Origin of the sequence: Blautia sp. HCP28S3_G10, from assembly GCF_052065235.1 — a bacterium.
Taxonomy (GTDB): Bacteria; Bacillota; Clostridia; order Lachnospirales; family Lachnospiraceae; genus Blautia_A.
Window position 1 is genome coordinate 1 of the sequence record NZ_JBQHUL010000070.1, and the last position, 5,949, is coordinate 5,949.

5 protein-coding genes are annotated in these 5,949 nt (G+C 39.8%); all 5 read left to right on the forward strand.

Translation table 11 applies throughout. The features are described from left to right. Window positions 1-206 precede the first annotated feature (206 nt). The 5 genes from ACTNB8_RS15980 (at window position 207) to ACTNB8_RS16000 (ending at window position 5,672) form a co-directional block, all read left to right on the forward strand. Entirely contained in the window at window positions 207-557 is a 351-nt protein-coding gene (locus tag ACTNB8_RS15980) for a DUF3847 domain-containing protein (RefSeq protein ID WP_441056064.1), read from the forward strand. 1 nt (window position 558) lies between these two features. Next, entirely contained in the window at window positions 559-2,097 is a 1,539-nt protein-coding gene (gene mobQ, locus ACTNB8_RS15985; protein ID WP_441056065.1) for a MobQ family relaxase, read from the forward strand. 15 nt (window positions 2,098-2,112) lie between these two features. Next, window positions 2,113-4,080 carry an AAA family ATPase gene (locus tag ACTNB8_RS15990; RefSeq protein ID WP_441056066.1) on the forward strand — a complete coding sequence of 656 codons (1,968 nt, stop codon included), beginning with the start codon at window positions 2,113-2,115 and terminating at the stop codon, window positions 4,078-4,080. Then, on the forward strand, window positions 4,037-4,393 hold the full coding sequence (locus tag ACTNB8_RS15995) for an excisionase (RefSeq protein ID WP_441056067.1): 357 nt from the start codon (window positions 4,037-4,039) through the stop codon (window positions 4,391-4,393). Before ACTNB8_RS15990 ends, ACTNB8_RS15995 begins: the two co-directional genes overlap by 44 nt. An 82-nt stretch (window positions 4,394-4,475) precedes the next feature. Then, on the forward strand, window positions 4,476-5,672 hold the full coding sequence (locus tag ACTNB8_RS16000; protein WP_441056068.1) for a tyrosine-type recombinase/integrase: 1,197 nt from the start codon (window positions 4,476-4,478) through the stop codon (window positions 5,670-5,672). Window positions 5,673-5,949: the final 277 nt, after the last annotated feature.

Here is a 5,949-nt window from a genome sequence, read left to right on the forward strand (position 1 = left end):
CGGCATAAAGTAATCCGATGAAAAATCCATCAGAATAATTTATGCTGTGCCCCTTTTTAATTTGATTGAATGTGGCATGGTATAGGACCAGATAAAATGCCGGATAACACCTTCGGAGTGTACCGTTCTGAAAGCCATTTCAGAAAAGGTTTTGCGGATTATAAATCCGATGAAGAGAAAGATTTTTAAAGAAAGGTTATTTACATATGGCAAGAAAGAAATCATTTGAAGAGTATCGAGAAGAAAATTTAAAAGAACAGGAAAAAATCAAACAGCAGATTGAAGATGCAAGATTAAAGCAGTTGCAGGCAGAACATTGTATTCAGCGAGCAGAAAATCAGATTGTCTACCAGAAAAAGAAAAAAGAAAAGGCCAGAGTACATCGTCTGATCACAAAGGGTGCTGCGATCGAAGCAATCTGCAAAGACACACAGTATCTGATGGAATCGGAGTTTTATGAATTGATGGATGAAGTGTTACATATTCCAGAGCTAAAGTTTCATTTGCGTGTGGCCGATATGGTACAGGGCAGACAGGAAATTGTAGAGGAGGAGTAACTTGGGATGTTATCATTTTCATTTAACGCAGCTATCTAGAGGGCATGGACAGTCAGCAATCGCAAGTGCGGCATATCGTTCCGGTGAAAAACTTTACAGCAGTTATTACGGAGAAACAAATGACTACACAAGAAAAGGTGGAGTGATTCTTTCAGAAATTCATTTGCCCGATCATGCTCCTGAAAGATTTAAAGACAGAGAAACTCTCTGGAATGAACTGGAGTGGGAAGAGTCAAATAAGAAAGCACAGCTGGCACACAGTTTTGATATTGCTTTTATGAATGAATTTTCGATGGAAGAAAATATCGAACTGGCAAGAAAATTTGTCCGAGAACAGTTGGTTAGTCGAGGTATGATTGTGGATCTGGCGATTCATGATCCAAAGCGATCAGATGATAAAGTACCAAATCCTCACATGCATATCATGGTTCCAATCCGTCCTTTGAAGAAAGATGGTGCATGGGATGTAAAGCAGAAAAAGATTCCGATTCTGAAAGAAGATGGAACACCGGTTTTAAATAAAAATGGCAAACCAAAAATGAAAGCTGTGCCGGTAAATGATTGGAGCAGTAAGGAAACTTTGATGGAACTGCGAAAGGCATGGGCAGATCTGTGCAACGAGCTTTATGAAGAAAAAGGTTTGTCACAAAGAGTAGACTGGCGTTCTTATGAAGAACTTGGTGTGAATCAGATTCCAACAGTTCACGAAGGACCAACGGTTCGAGCTATGGAAGCAAAAGGAATGGAAACAGCTCTTGGAAGCTTGAATCGAATGATCCGTAAGTTTAATCAGATGCTTCGGGATGCAAAAGAACTTTTGTGGAAAGCAATGTTTCAGGAAGGTCAACTACAGGAAAAAATGATGCTTGCAAAGAAACCTACCATTGCAGAGTATTTGATGGAATATTATGAGCAGAGAAATGACGTGGCAGAGACATTTGCATATGGGACTCAAAAGGCAAAGACAACAAATTTGAAAGAATTTACAACCACCATTTCATTTCTACAGAGGAAACACATTGATACTCCGGATGAGCTGACAGCAAGGATTCAATCATTAGAAAAATCAATTCAGGATAAAAAGAAAGAGCTTGAGAACAAGGCAGCAACGCTATCTTTAGCAAAAGAAGGAATCCGTGCCTGGGAGGAATTTCAGAAAATGCAGCCGATATATGATGAGCTGAACCAGAAGAAATGGTTTAAGGAGAAATACAAAGAGGAACATAAGGTGGAGCTGAATCGATATTATCGTGCCAGGCGAGTGTTGCAGGAAAATCGAAATGATGATGGAAAGGTTCCGATTCATAAGTGGGAATATGATAAATCTGTTTTACCCGGTGAGATAGCTGCACTGAAAGAAGAGAAAGATGCTCTATTTAGAGAACTGAAAACATATCAGAAGATTCAGAAAAACATTGAATCTGTTTTGGATGATAAAAATGAGAGCTCTGTTTTAGAAGCACTTGAGAAAAAACAAGTGGAAGTAAAACAAAGAGAAGCTGAGAAACCAAAGAAACGGAATCGTGGTATGGAACTTTAGAGAGAAGGTGATGCGTTGGAAAAATATACGGAGGATCAGATTGCAAGAGCCAACGAAGTGAATCTGGTTCGATTTCTTTCTGCAAGAGGAGAACGTTTCAAGAAAGCAGGCAGAGAATATCGTTGGGAAAAGCATGACAGTGTGACCATTTGTGAAAATAAATGGTATCGACACAGTCAGGGTAAAGGTGGTTGGCCGATTGATTTTATGATGGAGTTTTATGATTTGAGTTTTCCAGATGCCGTAAAGGAGTTACTGGATGGAGAGGAAGCCATGGCTGGTTTGAAAATCTCTCTTTCTGAGAAAAGGGCATTTCCCTATGTGGAGGACGGTGGTCTTGCAGTAGCAGACCCCATCCCCACAAAGGAGATGGTGCTTCCTGAAGCAGATGAGAATCAAGATCACATTATGGAGTATCTGGTTGATCAGCGAAAACTGAATAAAGATATTGTGAGTGAATTTATCAAGCGAGGAGATATTTATCAGGAGAAAGACAATCAAAGAGTTGTTTTTGTTGGTAGAGACTCCGAAGGTAATCCGCGATACGCCAGCTGGAGAAATGCAGGAGCAGAACAATTACGTGGAGATGTATCAGGCTCGCAAAAGGAATATGGGTTTAAAAGCGTAGCATTTTGGGATGAGGATAAGCAAAGAAAAAGATTAGCGAGAAAGTTGTATGTATTCGAATCACCCATTGATCTACTATCTTTTATTACACTTTATCCGAAGTACTGGCATGAAAATCATTATCTTTCACTGGGTGGAGTCAGTGCGAAAGCACTTAAGATTTTTCTTTCTGAACGCTCTGAAGTGGAACAGATTATTCTTTGTCTGGATAATGATAAAGCCGGGCATGAGGCCTGTGCTAAGTTATTTGATTCAATTCCATCACGATATGCAGTGAATCAATTGGTGCCAAGTAAAAAAGATTGGAATGAAGTGCTGGTAAATCGAAGTGGTGATTCGGGCGAGAAGTACTACATATCGGATGTGGAACTTCGGGGTTCCGGTGAAAAAAAGATCCCAGTCAGAAAGATGACAGAGATTAAAGAGACGGTAGTGGAGTGGTTATGGTATCCATTTATTCCGTTTGGAAAGGTAACTTTGATTCAGGGTGATCCGGGACAAGGAAAAACATGGCTTGCCATGCATTTGGCTGCAGCATGTACCAATCGAAAGGAACTGCCGAATGAGCTCCCGATGGATTCTTTCAATGTGTTTTACCAGACTGCAGAAGATGGAATCGGAGATACGATAAAACCGAGGTTGATGCAATGTGGAGCAGATATGGAACGTGTGCGTGTCATTGTAGAAGATGATTCCATGCTGTCTCTTACTGATCCGAGATTGGAACTGGCAATTAAACAGAACAATGTAAAGCTTTTAATCATGGATCCAATCCAGGCTTATCTTGGACCGGATGTGGATATGAACAGAGCAAATGAGATTCGTCCATTGTTTCGATATCTAGGGGGAGTGGCAGAACGAACAGGCGCAGCAATTGTTCTGATAGGTCACTTGAATAAGAATGCCGGAACACATGCCAATTATAGAGGTCTTGGATCGGTGGATATTTCAGCTGCGGTAAGAAGCATTTTATTAGTCGGAAAGGTGGAAAAAGAAACCGAAAGGGATGTACGAGTAGTGATTCAAACAAAGAGTTCACTGGCACCAAAACCTACACCGGTAGCATTTACATTGGAAAACAGTAAGTTGGAGTGGATTGGTGAATATGAAATCACCGAGCAGGAATTGATGTCAGGAAAAGCTGGAATGCAGAAGGAAACAAAGTTGGAGCAGGCAATGAAATTGATACGACAAATCCTGACAACAAGAAATCTTATGTACGTGGCGGATTTGGATGCAGAGGGCAAGAAACTTAAAATCTCAGATCGAACCATGCGAGATGCAAGAAAAAAATTAGAAGACGAGCTGGATTATGGATATGAGAACTCCAAGAAAACAGTTTGTCTTAAGAAGTGAGTTTGGCAAAGGCACTGGTCAGGTTGGCAAGAATTCCCGGATACCTTGCCTGCCTGCCAGATGCCAAAGGGGAATAGAACATAATAAGGAAGTGAAGGAGATACATTTGAATCGTAATTATGAAACACCGATTTTTGAAAAATATTCATTAAGTATAGAACAGGCTGCTGATTACTTTGGAATCGGGCAGAAGAAATTGCGTCAGATTGTGGCTGACCACGAAGGTGCTGATTTTATTCTTTATAACGGCAATCGTGTCCAAATTAAGAGGAAAAAATTCGAGTCATTTTTGGATAAAACATCAGCAATTTAAGGGATTACGAAAAGAGCCTCTTCATGATATACTAACTGTGTGCTATGGCAGAGGCTCTCTTAAATTTAGGAGGTTAGCACATATGAGTCAGAAGCGACGTGATAATAAAAAACGTATATTACGCGATCGAGAGAGCCAATGCAAGGATGGTCGTTACAGATATAGTTATTTAGAAAACGGAAAACGAAAGGATGTTTATAGCTGGAAGTTAGAACCGACCGATAAGCTGCCTGCAGGAAAGAGAGACTGTGTTGCTCTGAGAACAATGGAAGAAGAGATTCTGAAGAAACAGCTCTTGGGGAAACCGAATTGTCCTAAAATGACAGTAAATGAATTGGTAGAGCGTTATATCAAGCAAAAGCAGGGAGTACGTGAAAGTACCAGAGCCGGTTATAAGACTGTGATAAATACCCTGAAAAAGGATCCGTTTGGAGAAAGATTTATTGATGAGATTCGTATTTCTGATGCTAAGCTGTGGTTGATTGAGTTGCAGGAAAATGGTAAGAAATACAGTACCATTCATACCATTCGCGGAGTGGTAAGACCTGCATTTCAGATGGCTTTGGAAGATGATATCTTAGATAAGAATCCATTTGCCTTTGAACTTGCTACGGTTCTGGTAAATGATTCAGAAACGAGAGAAGCTCTTACCAGAAAGCAAGAGAGACAGTTTTTGGAGTTTGTGAAGAATGATAAGCACTTCTCAAGATATTATGAGGCAATATACATTCTTTTCAAAACCGGTATGAGGATCTCTGAGTTCTGTGGATTGACGATATCTGATATCAATATGAGAGAGCGAACCATCAATATAGATCATCAATTACTTCGCACTTCGGGAATGAAGTACATCATTGAAGATACCAAATCCACATCAGGAACCAGAGTGCTTCCCATGACCAATGAGGTTTATGAGTGCTTTAAAACCATTTTGAAAAACAGGAAGAAACCAAAAGTGGAACCAATCGTGGATGGAAAAGCTGGTTTCTTATATTTGGATAAGAATGGAAAACCTATGGTAGCACTTCACTGGCAGAAGTATTTTCAGCATATTCGCGAAAAATACAATAAGATTTATCGAATCCAGATGCCAAAAGTGACACCTCATGTATGCCGTCATACTTACTGCAGCAACATGGCAAAGACAGGAATCAATCCAAAGTCATTACAGTATCTGATGGGACATGCGGATATCGGTGTTACTCTTAACACATATACTCATGTAAGATTTGAAGATGCGAAGGAAGAATTACAGAAACTGAAGTTAGTCAATGCCTAGTGTTTTAGGCATTTTTAAGGGATTTCATCCATGGCAGACTAACTGTGGGAAAACCAGTTGAATTTCCCACACTTTTCCCACACTCAAAGGAAAAGATATGCAAAATCTTGCTAAGATACGCCAGGAGAGCATGAAAACATAAAAATGCTCAAACCCTTGAAAATACAAGGGCACTGAAAAACTCCCATTTTTTTAAGGTGGGAGTTCTTCTTTTATAATTTTTCTTGTAATTTCTAATTATATTACAAAAAAACGCTATGGTTTACCCCATAGCCAA